15 protein-coding genes are annotated in these 20,741 nt (G+C 50.8%); 7 read left to right on the top strand and 8 right to left on the bottom strand.

The features are described from left to right. Nucleotides 1–21: 21 nt before the first annotated feature. Nucleotides 22–1,185 carry an FG-GAP-like repeat-containing protein gene (locus ADIS_RS14880; protein ID WP_155907513.1) on the bottom strand — a complete coding sequence of 388 codons (1,164 nt, stop codon included), beginning with the start codon at nt 1,183–1,185 and terminating at the stop codon, nt 22–24. A gap of 198 nt (nt 1,186–1,383) precedes the next feature. Between ADIS_RS14880 and ADIS_RS14875 the strand changes: the two genes are divergently transcribed. Then, entirely contained in the window at nt 1,384–2,715 is a 1,332-nt protein-coding gene (locus ADIS_RS14875; RefSeq protein ID WP_010855425.1) for a GntP family permease, read from the top strand. 196 nt (nt 2,716–2,911) lie between these two features. After that, nucleotides 2,912–5,191, top strand: a complete 2,280-nt coding sequence (locus ADIS_RS22400; protein WP_051113329.1) for a PAS domain S-box protein — start codon at nt 2,912–2,914, stop codon at nt 5,189–5,191. Between the two features lie 18 nt (nt 5,192–5,209). Here ADIS_RS22400 and ADIS_RS14865 read toward each other — a convergent pair whose 3' ends face one another. From ADIS_RS14865 to ADIS_RS14855, 3 genes are read right to left on the bottom strand one after another with little or no spacing between them, the layout of a single operon-like run. After that, nucleotides 5,210–5,992, bottom strand: coding sequence for an SDR family NAD(P)-dependent oxidoreductase (locus ADIS_RS14865; RefSeq protein WP_010855422.1), 783 nt, complete (start codon nt 5,990–5,992; stop codon nt 5,210–5,212). A 50-nt stretch (nt 5,993–6,042) separates the two neighbouring features. Continuing rightward, a complete protein-coding gene (locus ADIS_RS14860; protein WP_010855421.1) occupies nt 6,043–7,107 on the bottom strand; it encodes a sugar phosphate isomerase/epimerase family protein in 1,065 nt (354 codons plus the stop codon). A gap of 9 nt (nt 7,108–7,116) precedes the next feature. Continuing rightward, entirely contained in the window at nt 7,117–9,669 is a 2,553-nt protein-coding gene (locus ADIS_RS14855) for a DUF7133 domain-containing protein (protein ID WP_010855420.1), read from the bottom strand. Between the two features lie 113 nt (nt 9,670–9,782). Between ADIS_RS14855 and ADIS_RS14850 the strand changes: the two genes are divergently transcribed. Continuing rightward, the gene (locus ADIS_RS14850; RefSeq protein WP_035806244.1) at nt 9,783–10,943 is read left to right on the top strand and encodes a hypothetical protein; all 1,161 of its coding nucleotides are present in this window, start codon (nt 9,783–9,785) and stop codon (nt 10,941–10,943) included. Nucleotide 10,944: 1 nt separating this feature from the next. Here the strand turns inward: ADIS_RS14850 and ADIS_RS14845 are convergent, their stop codons facing one another. The 3 genes from ADIS_RS14845 to proB all read right to left on the bottom strand — a co-directional run bounded on the left by ADIS_RS14845 (nt 10,945) and on the right by proB (nt 14,199). Next, complete coding sequence (locus ADIS_RS14845) at nt 10,945–11,784, bottom strand: sulfurtransferase (protein ID WP_010855418.1); 840 nt, start codon at nt 11,782–11,784, stop codon at nt 10,945–10,947. Nucleotides 11,785–11,846: 62 nt separating this feature from the next. Then, entirely contained in the window at nt 11,847–13,094 is a 1,248-nt protein-coding gene (locus ADIS_RS14840; protein WP_010855417.1) for a glutamate-5-semialdehyde dehydrogenase, read from the bottom strand. A 28-nt stretch (nt 13,095–13,122) separates the two neighbouring features. Further along, a complete protein-coding gene (proB, locus tag ADIS_RS14835) occupies nt 13,123–14,199 on the bottom strand; it encodes a glutamate 5-kinase (protein ID WP_010855416.1) in 1,077 nt (358 codons plus the stop codon). Nucleotides 14,200–14,305: 106 nt separating this feature from the next. Between proB and ADIS_RS14830 the strand changes: the two genes are divergently transcribed. The 4 genes from ADIS_RS14830 (at nt 14,306) to ADIS_RS14815 (ending at nt 19,774) form a co-directional block, all read left to right on the top strand. Next, on the top strand, nt 14,306–15,661 hold the full coding sequence (locus ADIS_RS14830) for an alanine/glycine:cation symporter family protein (protein ID WP_010855414.1): 1,356 nt from the start codon (nt 14,306–14,308) through the stop codon (nt 15,659–15,661). Next, entirely contained in the window at nt 15,658–16,752 is a 1,095-nt protein-coding gene (locus tag ADIS_RS14825) for a glycerate kinase (protein WP_010855413.1), read from the top strand. The genes ADIS_RS14830 and ADIS_RS14825 overlap by 4 nt, the downstream gene beginning before the upstream one ends. Before the next feature lie 83 nt (nt 16,753–16,835). Continuing rightward, complete coding sequence (locus tag ADIS_RS14820) at nt 16,836–19,196, top strand: S9 family peptidase (RefSeq protein ID WP_010855412.1); 2,361 nt, start codon at nt 16,836–16,838, stop codon at nt 19,194–19,196. Between the two features lie 38 nt (nt 19,197–19,234). After that, nucleotides 19,235–19,774: a peptidylprolyl isomerase gene (locus ADIS_RS14815; RefSeq protein WP_010855411.1), complete on the top strand. Its 540-nt coding sequence runs from the start codon at nt 19,235–19,237 to the stop codon at nt 19,772–19,774. Between the two features lie 81 nt (nt 19,775–19,855). Here the strand turns inward: ADIS_RS14815 and tsf are convergent, their stop codons facing one another. Then, nucleotides 19,856–20,686, bottom strand: coding sequence for a translation elongation factor Ts (tsf, locus tag ADIS_RS14810; protein ID WP_010855410.1), 831 nt, complete (start codon nt 20,684–20,686; stop codon nt 19,856–19,858). Nucleotides 20,687–20,741: the final 55 nt, after the last annotated feature.

Raw genomic sequence — 20,741 nt, 5'->3', positions numbered from 1 at the left:
AGTGCGGGAGTTTTAGTGGGCTTATTGGCTTCTGTTCCAGTAAATTTTTAGGTTGTTGGTGGCTCGTCCTGCGGCGATGATATCGGGCCTTCCATCTCCGTCCAGGTCTGCTACCTGTAGGTCTTCGCAGGCCATGCCACCCTCGTCTACCCACACCACATCCCATTCATTGGCTGCGTTGGGGATGTACAGCTGTACGCCGATTTCGCCCGCCGGGTTTTTTTCGCGCCAGCCCACCACCAACTGATCCTGCCCCATTTTCAGCAGATCAACAGCTGCCAGTCCGTGACCTTGGTTCAGTTGGTCGGTAAGGACGGTACGCTGGAGGTTTTCCCGTCTAAATAATTGGGTATTGGGTATGTATGTTGTCAGGAGATTGCCGTGAAGGGGTTCGATGGCTGTAAGGAATTTCCGTCCTCCCTGACCTCTACCTATGCGTAATTCGCCAAACGAATGCCCTTGGACAAGCCATTCCCCGTCGCTGTGTGCGACCCAGCGGCCATTTTTGAATTGGAACGCCTTGACTCCTTCTTTTCCACCTATGTAAACGGCGTCCCCATTTTCTTCCGGAAAGACGTCCAGGTTGTGGGTAATATGCATGGTATTGTCGATGATGTGGTGGGGCCAGGCTTGGGTAGGGTCTGCCGGAACTTCGTAGGCAATGATGTTTACACCTACACCCTCACCGCCTTTATTGCCCCGACCGTGGAGTGGAGCCATAATAAGCTGGTAGGAATCACCTGCCTTGGCCCAGCGCATGCGGTGTACAGTCGGCTCGTGATGCAGCTGCACAGGGGTCCATTTTTGCGTGGGGTCTGCGGGGCGGATCAGGTAATGCACGGATCCGGATTTGGCAGGATCGCTGGTTTCTCCCGGATTCCACTGGGCACCTACTGCCACTTCAACCTTTCCATCGCCGTTGATGTCCGCGGCGGCAATGCATACATTGTCTGATTCGGTGAGGTTTTCGACCATCACGAAGCGTTTCCAGTCGCCATTCCGGTACCAGACAAATTCTTTTTTGTCTACCAGCAAGATATCGGGCTTGCCATCCCCATCCACATCACCAATGGCCAATCCATAGCCTATGGCCACTTGGTCATCCAGTAATTGGGTTTCGAATCTGGGCGTAAGCGCGGGCGCTGGGTCGGCCAATAGCCATTGAAAAAGCATGAAGTACCACATCGGTCGGGTTATGTTTGGTTTACAGCTCAATATAACCACTTTTTTGCATTTTTTACCTTTATAAACCAATCCGGACAGATCCAGAGGCAAATTTCTTCACGCACCACTCATTTTTTTGTCAATAATGGTTCTGTCCTGTGTTTTTTGGATCCATTATGAGTATATTGGTTGTCAAAACAATAACCCAAGACCTGCATTATGTCGATTTTTCTTTTTGTATTGATGGCCTTGGCCCTTATTCTGGTTGCCATCATTCGTTTTAATATACATCCCTTTCTTGCGTTGTTTGTTGGGGCAATTCTCTATGGATTGTCGACTGGTATGTCCACGGACCTCATCGTTAAGTCCATCTCCGATGGGTTTGGAGGAGTACTGGGGCGAATCGGCCTCCTGATTTTATTCGGGGTTATTATCGGAACCTTCCTCGAAAAAACGGGTGGGGCTTTCGTAATTGCCCAGCAGGTGCTGAATTGGATAGGCAAAAAGTTTGTCATGCTGGGTATGATGATCACCGGTTATATTTTATCCATCCCGGTATTCGGAGACAGTGCCTTTATCATGCTGAACCCCATCAATAAGTCCTTGTCATTTAAGGGTAAGCTTCCGTTTTTGGCTACGACAGTGGCGCTCACCTTGGGGATAACGGCTACCCACTCGCTGGTGCCTCCCACCCCTGGTCCTATCGCGGCCGCCGGGATATTGGGAGCGGACTTGGGGATGATCATCTTTTATGGTTTGATCATCAGTGCGGTAGGATTGGTGCCCTGTTATTTTTACTGCAAATACTACCTTTCGAGGTTCCATTTGGAGCCTGTGTTTGCAGTCGCGGAAGGAGAGGCGGTAAAGAAGAAGTATCCAAGCCTCGGCAAATCCTTTCTTCCGGTGATCATCCCCTTGGTGCTGATTGTGTTGGCTTCGGTGGCAGCCTATCCCACCCGTCCCTTTGGAGAGGATAACCTGTTCACACATGTCATTCTGTTTGCCGGCAATCCCATCATTGCCCTGCTTATTGGTGTGTTGTTGTCTTTTTCCCTTCCCGAAAAATTTGATGTGCAGCTCCTTTCCGCCTCGGGTTGGTTTGGAGAAGCCCTTTTGATAGCTGCTCCGGTGATTCTGATTACCGGAGCAGGTGGGGTGTTTGGTAAAATGCTTGAAAATTCGGGCATTGCGGATCATGTGGGGGCGTCTCTCCTTCGCGGGAATTACAGCCTTTTGCTACCCTTCTTCATGGGTTTTTCGCTGAAGTCCGCGCAGGGCTCCTCTACCGTGGCACTGGTCACCACCGCTTCTATTATGTTGCCCCTAATGGTGACCCTTGGGCTGGATAGCGAACAGATGAAGGTCCTTACCGTCCTATCTATTGGGGCAGGTGCCATTGCGGTTTCCCATGCCAATGACAGTTTCTTCTGGGCGATGACTCAGTTGACCGGTATGGATATAAAGAAGGGGTATATTTCCCATAGTGTGGGGACGGTGATTCTGTCCCTCACTGCCATGGGATTGATTTTGCTGATAGCGAATTTTGGCTGATGGGCGGTTTTCGTTGCCCTTCAAATAGTTGTGGTAATTTAAATGGCTGAAAAGTCTAGTTTTTACTCGGGAATAGCCGGAGTTAGGAAAGGGGTAGGTTTACAGGTTAGGCAGTTTTCCGCCTATTTATGTATATTTAGAAGCTTATTGATTTGAATGGTTGCGGGTCCAACCCCTAATAGTGTTGTAGAATACGATGATGGTAGTCAATGCAAACTATAGCAGTTTTTTTGCCCTAAATCCTTTTCCGTCTTGGGTATACGACCCGTCCTCCCTTCAGTTAATGGATGTGAACCAGGCAGCGCTTGACCTCTTTGGTTTCCAACGGGAGGTGTTTTTGGGTTTGAACCTGCGGGACCTGATCTGTGTGGAGGAATGTGCCAGTTTTCTGAATGCGCATGATGAGGTGAAAGAATTTGGAGTAAACGCCTGTTTAGGTGTGTTTACCCACAGAAAGCATACGGGAGGGAGCGTACGTTTGGAGATTCACGTCCACAAGGTGGAGACCGACGGACGTTGCTGTTTTGCAGTCACTGGTAGGGATGTGACGCAACAAGAGAGCAGTGAGCTGCGGTTGAGGGATTTTGAGGAAAAGCTAAAGGCTCTTTCAGCCATGGCCAAGATCGGATACTGGCGGATGGAAGCGGATGGGGTCAACGTCTACTGGACTGATGAAGTTTACAGGATTTTTGGCAAAAACAAGGATCGGGTTGAGCTGAATTTTGATCGTTTAGCGCAATCGATCCATCCCGATGACAGGGAAATGGTGGATAGGGAGCGAGATGCCGTTTTTGCAGGAGAGAGGGAGTTGGATGTCGTTTTTCGTATTATCCTCGATGAGGGCGGCGTGAAATGGGTATATGCGATCGGGAGATTGGAACGGTCTGATAATGGTACTCCCATCGCGTGTGAAGGCACCGTTCAGGACATTACCGAGCAAAAGGGATTGGAACTTCGCATGGCAAGGATCAGTGAAGAGCTTAGAAAAAGTGAACATCGGTTTAAAGCTGTGCAGGAAATCTCTCCAGATGGATTTTCCCTACTGCGACCTTGTCGCGATAAAAATGGAAAAGTTGTTGATTTTACATGGATTTTCCAGAATAAGGCCATTGAAAAAATAAACGGCATCGACTCCAATGAGATTGTCGGCAGAAACCTGTTGGAGTTGTTTCCTTCCCATCGGGAAACCCCACTCTTTTCGTCGTATGTGGAGGTGGCAAACTCAGGCGTTTCCAAGATCATGGAGGAAGTCTACGCAGGTGATCTTGTTTCCACTCCTACCTGGCTTCGGATTGTTGTTGTTCCTCTTGCAGGGGACATAGCGATTTTAAGCCAGAATATAACCGACCAAAAAGTCGCACAGGAAAAGTTGCGGGCGAGCGAGGCTAAGTACAGGACGATTTTTGATATCGCTTCCGTCGGGATCGCGCAGGCAGATCCTAGAACAGGTAGAATTACCTTGGTCAATTCATATTACGAAACGATAACAGGATATAGTCAGGCCGAGTTATATGCGATGAATTTCAAAGAGTTGACCCATCCGGATGACCGACAGCGGGACTGGGAGATATACAGCAAAGCTGCGAGGGGCGAAGCGGAATACAAAAATGAGAAGCGTTATGTACGCAAAGACGGTTCGATCGTATGGGTTCGCCTTCATGTGGTATTTGTTAGGGACGAGGAGGGTGCGCCCATACTGTCGGTAGCTATTTGCGAGGAAATTACCGAACGAAAAACCTATGAGCAGCAGTTGCTTGCCCTGAACGATTCGCTGAAAAAATACGCCCATGAACTGGAGCAATCCAATGCTGAATTGGAGCAGTTTGCCTTTATCACTTCCCATGATCTACAAGAGCCTCTTCGAATGATCTCCAGTTTTATGGATCAGTTGAAGAGAAAGTATGGGGATCAGTTGGACGAAAAGGCCAATCAGTACATACACTTTGCCTCAGATGGTGCCAAGCGGATGAAGCGGATAGTGGTTGACCTACTGGAGTATTCCAGGGCAGGAAAATGTGAGGATTCAATCGAGTACGTGGACTTGGCTGAACTCGTGGCGGATTATCAGTTGCTTAGGAGAAAAGTAATGTCTGATAAATTTGTTAAGTTGAATGTTGCCAAGCTTCCTACTGTCAAATGCTGCAAAGCCCCGCTTATCCAGGCCTTACATTGTTTGCTGGATAACGCCATAAACTATTCCAAACCGGGGGAATCACCTGTGATATCCATCCAGTCGGCTGAATTGGAGGGTTATTGGGAAATCAGTATCAGCGACCAGGGTATTGGCATAGCTCCTGAAAACCATGAGCGTATTTTCGTCATCTTTCAGCGGTTGAACAATCAACAGGAGTATGCCGGAACCGGCATAGGCCTGTCAATTGCTAAAAAACAAGTGGAATCCTGGGGAGGGAAAATACGCGTGGAATCCACGCTTGGCGAAGGGTCTACGTTTTATTTTACCATCCCGAAGGGATAATCTTCGTTTTAGGACATTTTACTTCGCCGTCCAGCCACCGTCTACAGTTACCATGGATCCCACCATATAATCGGCAGCCTCGCTGGCCAAGAAAATGGCTGCTCCTTGTATCTCTTTCAATTCCCCCCACCTAGCCAGTGCGGTGGCCCCAACGATGAAGCTTTTTGCCTCCTCGGTATGGGCGATGGGCAGGTTCATTTCTGTGAGAAAAGGGCCCGGGCAGATGCCGTTTACATTGATGTGGAAAGGAGCCAGTTCCAGGCCCAATGCCCGCGTCATCTGCACGACGGCCCCCTTGCTGGACGTGTAGGGAGTACGGTTTGCCAAGCCCACTAGGCCCAGTGTGCTGGCGAGGTTAATGATCTTGCCGCTTTTTTGGGATTTCATGTAAGGGGTCACTGCCTTGCAACATAGCCAAGTGCCGGTGACGTTGATGCGCATGACTTCCTCGAACTGCCCAAGGGTTAGCTCATCTATGGCCCCCCGAATATTGATGCCGGCACTGTTGATCAGGATATCGATGCGACCAAACCTGTCCATGGCAAATTCTGCCATGGCCGCTGTTTGTGCTTCGTCGGTTACATCCACTGAAAAGGAGTCGACCTTTACGGGGTAATTTGCCGCTACCTGTTCGGCGGCTTTCCGGCCTTCGTCGGCGTTTCGGTTGGCGATCAGGATAGTTGCTCCGGCAGAAGCAAGCCCCTCAGCCATGGCTAAGCCTAGACCTTTGGAGCCGCCGGTGATGATCGCGGTCTTACCGCTGAGGTCAAACAGTTTGATGCCGGGTAGGGGTTGGTTCATGGTTTTTAGGGTTCTTGTTTTTCAGGTTTCTGCTATTTCCTAAAACTAAGTTATCTTATTCGGTATGCCAAAGAGCTTACCACATTTTTTTCTTCCAGCGCCAGCAGTTCCCTGGCGGGCAGGTGGCTGACCTTGGGTAGGGGGTTACGGTGTTGCGTTACCATGGCCAAGATGCCTGCAAGTCTGGAGGCGGGTACCCTATCTCCGAATGTGGCCCAATACCCGTCGGTAAGGCATGGAATCACCAAAGGGTCTCGGGTAATCATTTCCAAGTTGAAAGTGACCTGAGGGTTGTAGCGTCGACATAGTTGACCAATTTTTTGGAGGTCAAGGATGCCTTTACCCAAAGGTACTTCGGACATGCTAAATCCATTGGAATGTAGGTCTACCGCCATGTCTTTGATGTGGGTGCTGAATACATAAGGTGCCAGTAATTTAGCTGTGTATAGTGGTTCTTCCATCAGTGCGATGCTGTTTCCAAAATCCAACGTCACACCCACCCATTCGGACTCAAGCCGGTGTAAAATGGCCAAAAGTTCCTCGCTCCGCCAATCTTTGTGGTTTTCTACCGCCAAGCGCATGCGGTGCTTCTCTAGGATGGGCACGGCAAGCTGCAGTGCTTTTAACCCTCGCTCTTGGAAGTCGAGGAATTCCTGGTAGCTATGCAGGGACTCGTACCTCCGAGGGCCTAGGCTTACGCATCGCAGTACGTTGATGCCAGCTTCCTTTGCGATTTGCACCTCTTGGTCGAAAAGGCCGAGGACGGAAGCATCCTTGGGCAGCGCGACAGACCCCTCCACATACATCCCAACCTGCTCGCTTTCTTCCCTTAGCTGCCGGGCGAATGCATTTGTCCACCCCCGTATGGCTGTCTGTATGCCTCCAGCCCCGATGCTGTGACAGTGCCGTAAGAGTCCCAGGGCATCGGTGATTGGGGGAAACTGCTCATCGGCGGTTTTAGATTGCCACCTCGCCGCATAGGAATGTACTACCACGCCGGTACGATTGGTGGCGGCTAGGGCAGAAAGCAAGGGCAATTGGGTCGCCAGGGCACCCAATGCAGCCAGTCGAATGAAGGATCGCCGGTCGGTGGACAGGTTTGTTGAAGCAGTCATAAGCGGTATTTAGGGGGAAGGGGGTGATTCACGGTTGATGTAGTTACGAAGCTCTTCCGCCGACCAGGGCAATACCCGGCCTTGGGTGACATTTCGGGCTGTTGCCACAAAGCGTCGCTCAATGGCCCCGGCTTGGTTGCCCCATTCATTGCGAATATAGGTGAGGATGGAGGCAAGGGTTCCATCATCCAGACGGGTATGGGCAGGCATGGAGGGGAGAATCTCGGGACTGTCGTATAGGACTCCGTTTACCTCGATCGGGCCTTCCATGCCGTGTAAGACGATCAGGGAAAGCTGCTTTTCGTCACCAATGACCCATTCAGAACCTGCGAGAGGCGGCCCCATTCGTTTCACCCCAGCTCCATCCGAGCCGTGACAACCGGCGCAAGCACTGAGGTAATGGGACCTCCCCTGTGTGAATAATGCCAGATCCTTGTCTGACAGTACTGAGGTAACAGATGCCCGCGGGGGGGTTGGAATATGTCCGGGCCAGGTGAAAAGTTGTTCTATTGCGACAGACTGTTCGGGGCTGAGAAGAGGGCTTTCGCTTGAGATCAGGGTAGGCGCATGCAGGAGGGGAATGGGATCAAGGGAAGGGTTTCTAGACAGCAGGGATATGGCAGCTAGGAGAGGTCGGGCAGTCCATTTTCCACTCTCAAGTAATTGGGCCAGCGACTCCGTCAGCTTTTGGGATTCTGTGGGATCCTTGTGCCGTAGGATGGACAGCGCGACCATTTCCACAAAAATCTCCCCATCTTGGTCGGAGGTATGCCAATCAGGATGGATGCTCAGGGCTTGGAAAAAGCCAAAGGTATCTTTTCCCAAGCTACTCAGTACAGCGTCCCGAAAGAGGGGAACATCACGATGCTGACTGATAAGGTCCACTAGAAGTTTTTGGGATACATCCGGTGAAAACCAACTGGCCGATAGGCACATTTGCAAAGTGAGCACAGAGGGATTGGTCTGCTTGAAGGGTTGAATAGCTTCCAAAACCTTTGCCTGTAGGTCTGGGGTAGCGCCTGGCTCGGAGGTGATGAGGCGTAGGGCAGTAGCTGCCAGATAGGGGTTTTCTTCTTTCAGAAATGTCAGAAGGCTGTCAGGGTGCAGGGCATGTAATCCCTGTAGGGTCCACAAGGCGTGAAGGCTTCCCCAGCTGTCCCGTTGTTGATGGGCCATCTTCCAAAGGTGTGTGATGACCGTCGTGTCCTCCCGCTCCACCAGCAGCCGCTGTGCCATGTCCCTCTGCCAACCATCTGGATGGGCCAGGCGGTTAACCAATTGATCGGAGGGTATGGCCGAGAGGTGTTCGGCTGCCCTCGCTTTCCATCCTTTGGGGACTATCCGCCAAATTCTGCCCCGGTTGATGGGCAAAACGAGGTTTCGGCTCAAGGTTATTTCCTTGAGGTAAGGAGAAATGTAGGCCCCGTGCTGCACCAATCCCCGGTACATATCGGCAATGTAAAGGGCTCCATCCGGTCCGCTGCATAGGTTTACCGGCCGGAACCGCTCGTCCGTGGAGGCGAGAAATTCGGTTCCGGGATTGGGATCGATTGCCCGGAGGTTGATTCCTTCTTCGATAACTTGGTTTCGTTTGATCAGGTTTCCAGACGGTTCGCAGACAAACACATTGCCATAAAACGCCTCAGGTAAAGCGGTGCCACGGTAAAAAAAAGGCGCGCAGGCGGCCGTAAATTCCTGCAATTTGCCTTCTTCATCCAGTATGCCGGGGATGTATCCGCGATTGATAGCCAGATTTGGCCGGATGGGATAGATGCGTCGCTCCACTGTGAGTCCGTGGTCGATACCTGTTGTGGGCTGGTGGTAGGGGTTGCGCTGTAGCAAGTTGGGAGGTACCAGGTCGCCATGGAGCTGGGACCAGTTGTAATTGTAGATCAACCGGCCGAAGTTGTCCTGGCTGATGCCCCATTGCCCTCGGAACTCGGTGCTGTCGCGTAGCCACCCATCGCCTGTCAAGCGATACCGGAAGGTGGATTTGGCATTGTAATACCAGTTGTCCATGGCCCGCAGGAGCCCATTGGCCGAATGCTCGGGCAGGTGACTTCCGGCATAATCCGGGTCTATGGCGGTTTTCACGTCAGCTTTCCAGTCCCCGTCCAGATCCTCCGTCCACCACAGTGTGCCGTTCTCTACTACCAGCGCCCCGTTTTTTACCAATGCCAATGCCCTGGGCATGATCAGACTGTCCAGGTAGATGGTGCTTGTATCCATGGTGCCGTCTCCGTCGAGGTCTTCGAGGATGTTTATTCTCCCCACCGGTTCCTGCTCGCCGATGCCGTCAATGTCGGGCATAAATCCGCGCATCTCCACTACCCATAGACGTCCGTCGGCATCAAATTGGATGTGAACGGGATCCTGCACGAGGGGTTCCGAAGCCACCAGACGTATCTCAAGTCCATCGTGCAGACGGAACGTTTTCAATTGGTTTGAAGGAGAGAGGGCAGGGGAAGGACCGCGTGTTTCAGAGGTACCAACAAAGAAAAACCACCCGGCCGACAGGCACAGGATGCAAAATAGGGCTCCAAAAAAGGCTGTCTTTCGCAAAGGGTACTGGGTTGACTGTCAATCTCTTTAAAAGTAAGGGATATTGAAGAATATTTGAAATGCTTTTGAGGTTAATTTTTTTAATTGTCTGATAAACTATTAGTTTTGAAATTATGCGAGGTAATTTAATAGTTGGTGTTGGATTTTTGGCGTTGTTCAGCGCATGCAGTGGTCAGCACGAAGAAATTCACACTGGTAAGCTTGGGGAGTTGATTGTCGGTACTTATTCGTTTGAGCGGGATGTGACGACCTCTTATTTCTCCAGTTTTAGAAGTTGGAATTACGATGGAAGGGATTTAGTAGTCTATGAGACGAACTCTCCCGAAAGGAACAGTGGAGTGAGGGTTTCGGTAGTTGACTTGGAGACCCATGATGTGCTTGCACGTTGGGATATTCCCCGGGAAGGGCCGGAATCTATGAAGTCATTTCCTGATCTTAGAATGCCATTGTCATTGGATACGTTGTTCGCTGCCAGTGCATCTGGAAGAGTCGCTAACTATGATACGTTAGGCAACAAGATCCGCGATATCGAATCCAATGCACGCTTTCCTACCACCAAAGAAGCCTATGTGCGCTTTTTTCCGATAAATGGGCTGATGTTTCGTAAGGAAAAGGAGGTTTTTGTAGGGCTGAATCCCTACAATATTTACCAGGAAGCTGCGCCTAGCGACTATGCCGCTTGGATGGTGCGTCTCAATATGGAAACCGGGCTACACGACCAAGCCTACTTTAGGATGCCCAGTGACTACGCCCGTTTCTCCGCGGATTTGGCAGCCTTTCAGACGTATGGTGGATTGGATCGGTTACGAGGAGAGTTTTGGTTTGGTTTTCCGTATTCCGATACCTTGGTCATGTTGCGTGGTTTAAAGGAGATTAAGCGATTGGCACCCAAAACTAATCACAGGTTTACCTATCTTCCTTCCGAGCTTAGAGACTATGGTAGCTTTAAGGTATGGTTACAACCAAAAGAGGCATCGAGTCATTTGGGACTGTTATACGATGAATTCCGGGATCTTTTCCTTATGCTAACAAAGCTCGGAGAAACGGGAGATGGGGACAACACGTTTGATCGTACCAAACATTACCTGATACGGATCTTTGATGGGGACTGGACGCTGAAGGGAGAGTATACGGTTGACTACCCTGGCAGAGAGGAGTTGAAAGATTGGTTTGTTACCAGAAACGGCCTATTTGTCAATGCAGCGTTTCAGGACCTTGAAGATGAATACCGCTTCGATCAGGTAGATCTGTCAACCTTTCTGCCTCCCCGCTGACCTATTCCCCTATCCCGATGGGTTTGTCGTTGCGGGACCACTCGCTCCAGGAACCAACATACAGTTTTGGTATTGGAAGCCCTGCATGTGCCCAGGCCAAAAGGGTATGGCAGGCCGTAACGCCTGATCCGCAATGCACCGTCACGTTTTCAGAAGCGGAATTGTCCGCGAAGGGCTTGTAGAGATGTCTCAGTTCCTCGGGGGATTTGAATCGGCCTGTGGCGTTCAGGTTGTTGGAAAAGGGGATATTGACCGCCCCGGGAATATGACCTGCTACCAAATCTATGGGTTCGACGATTCCCAGGTATCGGTCTCGTTCCCGGACATCGATCACCGTTTTGTTGGGGTCTGAAGCAGCAGCCTCCGTTTCTGCCATATTTACCAAGGGCAGTTGCCATGCCTGAATAGGATAAGGCGCAACCGGGATAGGAATTACCTCGCCTGATTCGGTTGGAAATCCCGCTTCTACCGCTGCCTGAAACCCACCGTCGAGTACCTGTATTTTTTCGTGTCCCGCCGCGCGTAGCATCCACCAAAACCTTGCCGCGGACATGCTCCCCTGCTTGTTGTCGTAGACAATTACATGGGTATCGGATTTTATGCCCCATTTTCCCAAGGTAAGGGCAAACTGTTCCGTAGTAGGAAGGGGATGCCGGCCACCTTGGGCAGCGTCCGGCTGTATATCGGAAAGGTCCGCGTTCAGGTCGGCATAAATGGCTCCTTTTAGATGGCTGGCTTCATAGGTGGATTTGCCAAAGCTCGCGTCAATTAATAGATAGCTTTTTTCCGCAATTGAAAAGAGCTCTTCGGGCGAAATCAATGGAAGTAGAGGTTGTGTCATGGTTTTTGTGAATTATCGCCAATGGCGGGTTTGTATACTGAATTGGCAGAATGTTGGTGAACTCAGGGTCTGACCTGTCCATCTCCCCGAATCACCCACTTGTAGGAGGTGAGTTCTTCCAATGCCATGGGGCCGCGGGCATGCAGTTTTTGTGTGCTGATACCGATCTCTGCGCCCAAGCCAAACTGGGCCCCATCGGTAAACGCCGTGGAGGTATTGGCATACACGGCAGCAGCATCTACCGCCCGTAGAAAGTGGTCTATCGTCGCCTTGTCTTCGGCAATGATCGCCTCGCTGTGCTTGGAACTGTACCGGGCAATATGGGCCAAGGCTTCCTCCAGGCTGTTTACGGTTTTGATGGATAGTTTCATGGCGAGAAATTCCGTGCCGAAATGTTCTTCTGTGGCCTCCGAAAGCAAGGTGTCGGGATAGGAGCCTTTCAAAATTCGGTAGGCCGGCCCGTCTGCAAAGATCTCCACTTCTTTCTTCGCCAATTCCTTTCCGATAGGGAGCAGGTCCTGCAGGCGATCTTGGTGGATCACCAGACAGTCCAACGCGTTGCATACACTTACCCGGCGGGTCTTTGCGTTCACGATCACGGGCATTCCCTTTGCCAGATCGGCGGAGCGGTCATAATAAGTGTGCACGATCCCGGCACCGGTTTCGATGACCGGCACCTTGGAGTTGTCCCGCACAAAGTTGATCAGTCCCTGGCTTCCCCTTGGAATGATAATGTCGATGTAACCGACCGCCTGTAGCATCTCCTTGGTGGCCTCTCGGTCTGCGGGAAGCAGGGTGACGATATCCGAAGTAATCCCTTCTCTTTCCAATACCCGGTGGATGCAGGCCAAAATGGCGGTATTGGAGTCGTGGGCATCCGATCCCCCTTTGAGCACCAGCGCATTTCCGGTTTTTAGGCAGAGGCTAAATACGTCGAAAGTAACATTAGGCCGTGATTCATAGATGATGCCGATCACACCGATGGGAACCCGCACCTTTTCGATATGCAGGCCATTTTCGAGTGTTTTTTCGCTCAGCTGCGCTCCCAGGGGCGTGGGGAGGTTGGCCACATTTCGGATATCGGACGCGATGGCTGAAATCCGTTCTTCGGTCAGTAACAGCCGATCATACTTGGGATCCTTGGGATCCATCCGGGCAAGATCCAACTTGTTTGCTTGCAGGATGGTTTCCACCGACGCCAATGCTTCATCGGCAAGAGAGCGTAGGATGCGGTTAATGGTATCTTCCGAGAGCATGGAAAGGGCTCTGCTGGCATTTTGTACTCGTTTGAAGGTGCCTTCTAAACTCATAATAGCTTTTAATTCGGTAATTGGATGATTATTTTAGGTCGTAAAGGTATAGGTAGTCGTAATGCACCAAGGGTCGCTGATGCGGCTGCCCGATTTTCTCCGCTGCTGAACTGGCCCCATACTCCGCTTTTCCCAAGCCCAGTATCTGGCCCGCCTCGTCCACGATTCGGATGATGTCACCTTTCAGAAAATCGCCTTTTGCAGCTACGATCCCTATGGGAAGGAGGCTGGTTATTTTTTGGGAATTGAGGGCATTTTTGGCACCTTCGTTCACCACTACTTCGCCTTTGGAGTAGTTTTCACTGTGGGCGATCCATTTTTTCTGGTTGTGTCGGGTTTTGCCCGGTTCAAAGTAGGTGCATACCAGCGTGCCATCCGCAAACCCCTTTAATACATCGTCCCGTTTACCATTGGCTATCAATACTTCGATGCCCAGATCCGCTGATTTTTTGGCCATGGTCATCTTGGTGAGCATGCCTCCCCTTCCAAAGGAGGATTTGCCGGTGGTGATGTATTGACTGAGGTCGGGTACCTGCCTACCCACTTTGGTGATGAGTTCCGAGGAGGGATCTGAGGGGTGTCCTTTGTAAATACCATCCACGTTTGTAAGCAGTACCAAACTGTTGGCATCGATCATGGCCGCTACCAATCCCGCCAGCTCGTCGTTATCGGTAAACATCAGTTCGGTGACCGCCACCGCATCGTTTTCGTTGATCACCGGGATCACCTGGTTTTTGAGCAGCCCATCCAGGCAGTTTTTCATATTGAGGTAATGTACCCGGTCGCGAAAGTCCTCTTTGGTAACCATCAGTTGGGCAACGGTATGGCCTTTTTCCAGAAAGAGGTTTTTATAGGAGCGGATCAGCTCAATCTGACCGATAGAGGCCCAAACCTGCTTTTTGGTGATGGAATCCGTCTTTGGGTTGAGGGGCAGGGCCTTTCGGCCAAAGGCTACCGCGCCCGAGGTAACCAGTACAATTTGGTGACCGATCTCCTTGAGAAATACCATTTGGCTCACCAAGGAGGCCATGCGGTTGTGGTCAGGAGTGCCATCGTCCTGGGTCAGTACATTGGAGCCTATTTTGATGACAACCGTCTTGGCCATAAAAACATGGGGTTTGGCGTGAATTTAATAGGCACAAAAATAGAACTCTTTGGGCAATATGGCTATTTTGTACCCGAAAACCTACCAACAACCAAAACCGACCGACGTGGGAGATTTAATCATTGAATTTAGTAATTGGATATGGGGTACGCCGCTGTTGCTGCTATTGCTCGGCGGCGGGCTCTACATGTTTGTTTATTCGGGCTTTATCCCTTTTGTAGGATTTAAGCATGCCCTGAAGGTCGTTGGAGGCAAGTACGATGACCCCAATGCCACCGGCGACATCACATCCTTGCAGGCGCTATCCTCTGCCGTAGCTGCCACGGTGGGTCTTGGAAATATCTCCGGTGTTGCCCTCGCCATCGGCATGGGTGGGCCCGGGGCCATCTTTTGGATGTGGATGTCCGCTTTTGTAGGCATGGCCACCAAGTTTTTTACCTGCACACTGGCGATCATGTACAGAGGGACGGATTCCTCCGGCCATGTACAGGGAGGTCCCATGTATGTGATAGAGGAAGGAATGGGCAAAAAATGGAAATTTCTGTCGGTGATATTTTGCGTGGCGGGAATTTTGGGCCTATTGGTGATTTTTCAGGCCAATCAGCTTACAGCCGTTCTGCGCGCTGTCATGTTGGAACCCTTTGGATTGGATCAGGGTATGCCTACGCGCTGGGCCATTGGGCTGATATTGATGGGGTTGGTTGCTACAGTAATCCTCGGGGGTATTCAGCGGATCGCCAAAGTGGCCTCCCGCTTGGTACCTTTTATGGTGACGGTATACTTTATAAGTGTACTCGTTATTTTAGGGAAGAACGTTGGACAGGTGCCGGAGATGCTTTGGTTGATATTGCAGGATGCTTTTACCGGAGATGCGGTCTTGGGTGGTGCTGTCGGGCAGGTAATCATCATCGGAGCCCGGCGGGCGGCATTTTCCAATGAAGCGGGAATTGGAACAGCTCCCATGGTACATGGTGCGTCCAAAAACAGCGAGCCGGTGCGGGAAGGGCTGATCGCCATGTTAGGGCCATTTATAGACACCATCGTGGTCTGTACCCTGACCGCCTTGGCCATCATGGTGACGGGCGTTTGGCAGACAGGCGAAAAAGATGGGGTCTTGCTTACGCTGTCGGCTTTCGAGCAAGGGTTGCCGGGGATAGGCAAGTACTTGCTGATGGTTTCGGTGTTGGTGTTTGCACTCTCTACCATGTTTACCTATTCCTACTACGGGCACAAGTGCTTCAATTACCTGTTTGGAGCCGACAAAGCGGACTATTACAATTATTTCTACTTGGCGACCTTGGTGGGAGGTGCGGTGACTTCTCTGAGCGTGGTGATGAGTTTTGTAGATGCGATGTATGCCGTGATGGCATTCCCTACCATGATATCGGCACTATACCTATCGCCCAAGGTGCGGGAGGCATCAAGGGATTATTTCCAACGGATGAAAAACATGGACACATGAAATGGTTAGTAGCACCGAATGCATTTAAGGGTACCATTGAAGCCGACCGGGCTGCTGCTCTCATCGAAAAAGCCATCCTCGATGGGGACGCCTCTCATCAGGTGGAACTATGCCCAATAGCCGACGGTGGCGACGGTACCTGCCACTTGCTGTCCGATATTTTGGGCATGGAAAGGGTGGTACTCCAAGCCTGTGGCCCGCTTGGCCGCCCCATCGAAGGATTCTTTGGGTTTGAAGCAAATTCCAAAACCGCATTTGTAGACGTATCAACCGTCTCAGGAATCAAATGGCTGCATGCCCGTGAACGGGATCCCTGGACGGCCAGCTCCTATGGAACGGGGGAGTTGATTCTCCGGGCGGTAGATCTAGGTGCAACGGAGGTGGTACTCGGACTGGGAGGCAGTGCAACCGTAGATTTGGGCACGGGCATTTTACGGGCGTTGGGATTTTTGTTTTTGGATGAAAATGGGCGGGAAATACCGGTCTTTTCACCCGGATTTCTGTCAAAAATCGCCCATATTCAGCAGACAAGGCCTTGGAGCGATTTGAAGTTTACCATCCTCTGTGATGTGGACAATACGTATTTTGGAGAGCGGGGGGCTATCCCTGTGTTTGGCCCGCAAAAGGGATTGAAACTGGAGGATTTTCCGGCGTTTGAAGAAGCCTCCCGCAGTTTGGTACATCTTTTTGGGCGCAAGTCAAATCGGGAGGTGGAGGATAAACCGGGTTTTGGTGCGGCGGGAGGAATTGCGTTGGGGTTGAGCCCGTTTTTTGAGACTAACTTGGTGTCCGGTGCCAGGTACTTTTTTGACAAAGTGCACATGGCGGATCGAATTGGCAGAGCAGATCGTATCGTGACTGGCGAAGGCAGGTATGACAGTCAGTCGGATCAGGGGAAGGGCAGCCACGAACTGCTGAAGTTGGCCAAGGAGGCAGGTAAAGAGATTTGGCTGGTTACGTCCGGAACGGATGCCACGAACAGCGGCTTCGATCGGGTGTTGCAGCTTCCTGACTTGGATTTTTCTGCGCATGACTTAGCCGCGCGGGCGGAACAAAACTTGGTTACCACATTGAAACAGGCAATTACCTGACCGTTTGTTTGCAGGTAAGTAGGTAAATTGCGTTTTAGGTTCTTTATATGAGCAAAGCCGATCACTATAAAACCCATGCTTTGATGATTTATTTAAGTAGGCATATTCTTCTTCTGGTATTGACCTGTCTTTTGGCCCCGATTGCCTTTGGACAGCAATCCGCTCTTTCAGTTGAAAAGATCATGCGGGATCCCAAGTGGATGGGTACCTTTCCGTCTGACGTCGTTTGGGATGATCACGGTGAGGCCGTCTACTTTAAGTACAATCCGGATGGAGATCCGGCAGATTCCCTGCACCGTTTAAGTGTCCGCAGTCGGCAGATTTCCAAACTGAATTGGGAGCAGGAGCGGGCTATGGTGCCGCTTAGGGGGGTATTCGATGAGGGAAAATCCAAGAAGGTCTATGTGAAAAATGGCGTTCTTACCCTGTACGATTTACCAACCCGTTCGGAAAAGGAGTTGCTCCAGCTTGGGGGGAGCGTACAGGATCTGCAATTTATTGAAAAGGGAGCATCCATAGGCTTTCGCCATGGAAATGATGCGTATCTCTACCGGCTTAAGTCGGGATCCTTACATAAGTTGACTCAGGTCAAACCCGGCGACAAGACAGAGGAGAAGGCTACGGAGCAGGAAGCATGGTTGAAGGAGGACAACCTGAACCTGTTGCAAGTGGTAAGGCAGCGGGAAGAGAAAGCGAAACGAACCGACTCGCTGGCTAAGGAAAAGGCGGTAAAAGAAAGGTTCACCTTTTATCTAGGTAAGCAACAGGTAAGCAACCTCAGGATTTCGGATGATGCCAGGTACGTTTCCCTGCTGTTGACTACGCCGGCTGACAATAAAGGCACTGCAGTGCCTGATTTCATTGCTGCCAGTGGGTATACTTCGGATCTTTCGGCTAGGCCAAAGGTAGGGGCCCAGATGGCTGAGTCGGCCCTGGCAATTTACGACCTGGAGCGGGATACGGTCTTTAGGGTCGATCCGGGGGATTTACCAGGTCTTGGTGACCTGCCTGATTTTTCATCGGATTATCCAGACAGGGACTGGCGTAAAATGGAGCGCAGGCTGATCTTTTCGCAGGCGGTTTTCAGTTCCCGTGGGAGCCAGGCAGTGGCCCAGCTACGTTCCACAGATAATAAGGACCGGTGGATCATTGCGGTGGACTTACCATCAGGGAAAGTGCGGAGCTTGGATCGACAGCGTGACGAGGCTTGGGTAGCAGGACCGGGAATAGGGTGGTCGGGATCGGGCGGTATCCTAGGCTGGCTTCCTGACGGAGAGCATATTTACTTTCAGTCCGAGGAAAGTGGGTATTCCCATCTATACTTGTTGCATGTTGCGGAAGGAAAGAAAAAGGCTTTGACCGAGGGAGCATTTGAGGTGTTTGACCCTATACTGTCTGTAGACAAGAAGCATTGGTACCTTACCACTTCGGAGGCGCATCCTGGAGAACGGCATTTTTATCGGATGCCGCTTATGGGGGGTAAAATGACCCAACTCACCAGCCTAGAAGGGAATAATGAGGTTGCTCTTTCTCCAGATGAAAAATGGCTGGCGATCCGACATTCTTACAGCAATAAACCATGGGAACTGTACCTACAACCCAATAGGGCTGGAGGCCACCCGGAGCCCATTACAGCTGGGCAATCTGCCGATTTCAAGTCCTATCCTTGGCGGGATCCCCGACTGGTAACCTTTACGGCAAACGATGGGAAAGAGGTTCCTGCCCGACTTTACCTCCCCGAACCGGAAAGAGGAAATGGTGCCGCGGTAATCTTTGTGCATGGTGCCGGTTATTTGCAGAATGTGCACAAATGGTGGTCCTCCTATTTTAGGGAGTACATGTTCCATAATCTGCTTGCCGACTTAGGGTATACCGTACTGGATATCGATTACCGGGGGAGTGCCGGTTACGGGCGGGATTGGCGAACGGCCATTTACCGTCATATGGGAGGCAAGGATCTTTCGGATCAGGTGGATGGTGCCCGGTATTTGGTTTCCAGCCACGGGATAGCTCCGGAAAGCATCGGGATTTATGGGGGTAGCTATGGTGGTTTCATTACCCTAATGGCACTGTTTAATGAGCCGGAGACGTTCAAAAGTGGGGCTGCGTTGCGTTCCGTCACAGACTGGGCCCACTACAACCATCCGTATACTGCCAATATTTTGAACGAGCCATCGGATGACCCCATCGCCTATAGGCGTTCGTCCCCCATTTATTTTGCGGAGGGTCTGCGTGGCCACCTGCTAATGGCGCATGGCATGGTGGATGTAAATGTGCATTTTCAGGATATTGTACGTCTAACACAGCGGCTGATTGAGTTGGGAAAAGATAACTGGGAGCTTGCTGTGTACCCCGCCGAGGACCATGGTTTTGTGGAGCCCAGCAGTTGGACGGACGAATACAGGCGTATTTTAAAACTCTTTAACCAAACGTTATTAAAATGATCATTTCATGTTTTCGCAGCGGATTATTCGTTCTGTGCATGGTATTAGTCCTATTTGGGTGCCGTGAAAAGGCGGAGTATTATGTAATCGCCACGGAGTTGGGAGATATTGAGGTGCAGTTATTTCCCAAGCAGGCGCCGAATACCGTGGCCAACTTTTTGGCCTATGTGGAAAGTGGAGCCTATGAGGGATCCACATTTTTCCGTGTCTGTACTCCGGAAAACGAAGCCGACCGAGAGGTAAAAATTGAGGTCATCCAAGGCGGGAACGTGGCCGAGGAGCAACTGCTGCCCGCCATTCAGCTGGAAACCACGGAGATGACGGGACTTAGCCATCGAGATGGAACATTATCTATGGCGAGAGCCACGCCCCACAGTGCCCAAAGCAGCTTTTTTATCTGTATTGGGGATCAGCCGGAGTTGGATTTTGCAGGCAAGCGGAACCCCGATGGACAGGGGTTTGCAGCCTTTGGTCAGGTTACCGCCGGCATGCCTGTAGTCAGAACCATTCAGGGACTTGAAAACGTAGGACAATACCTGATTGATTCGGTGCGAATTCACCGGATAGTTCGGAAGTAGGGGGAGTTGCTGATAAAAAAAATTGCCGTAGCGATAACTCACTGCGGCATTTTTTCTGATAGGTAACAATAAAGCTAGGTATTATCCGATGGATACTCGCTTAAATGCGGCTACAGTCAAACCTTTCGAAACTCCGTCCAAGTATTGGGCGATGGTTTTGCTGTTGTCTTTTACGAAAGCTTGGCTAAGCAGGGTGTTTTCTTTGTAGAATTTGTTCAGCTTGCCCAAAGCAATCTTTTCCAGCATTTCCTCAGCCTTGCCTTCTTGGCGGGCTTGTTCTTTGCCTACCTCGATTTCACGTTCTACCACAGAAGCGTCTACACCGTCTTTGTCAACAGCTACCGGGTTCATGGCGGCGATTTGCATGGCCACGTCCTTACCGGCTTCTTCTGCGTCGTTGCCACCAGTGTTTTTAAGTGCTACCAACACACCTAATTTGCCATTGGAATGGATATAGGCTACAGCCTGGTCACCGCTTACTTTTTCAAAGTGGGAAACTTCAATTTTTTCACCGATTTTACCGGTCATTTCGGTGATTTTCTCACCGACGGTGATTCCCTCGTAAGGAAGCGCCAAGATAGCTTCGATGGAAGCGGCGTTTTCTTTTACTGCCAGATCCAGGATGGCATTGGCAAGGGATCCAAATTCTTCGTTTTTAGCAACAAAGTCGGTTTCACAAGTAAGGGAAAGCAGGGTGCCCGCTTTACCGTCTTCGGCAATGTGGGTAACTACAACACCTTCTTTGGTTTCTCTGTCAGCTCTTGAAGCAGATACTTTTTGTCCTTTTTTACGAAGGATGTCAATAGCTTTTTCAAAATCGCCTTCGGCTTCGGTCAGGGCTTTTTTACAGTCCATCATGCCGGCTCCGGTCATTTGTCTCAGTTTGTTTACCTCTTGTGCAGTAATAGCCATTGTAATAGTCGTTTATTTTGAATGTGTTTTTTTGAAACTTACGTCTCCTTCACCT

It is taken from the genome of Lunatimonas lonarensis (genome assembly GCF_000390185.1).
GTDB classification, from domain to species: domain Bacteria; phylum Bacteroidota; class Bacteroidia; order Cytophagales; family Cyclobacteriaceae; genus Lunatimonas; species Lunatimonas lonarensis.
This window is presented reverse-complemented; position numbering and strand designations above follow the sequence as displayed.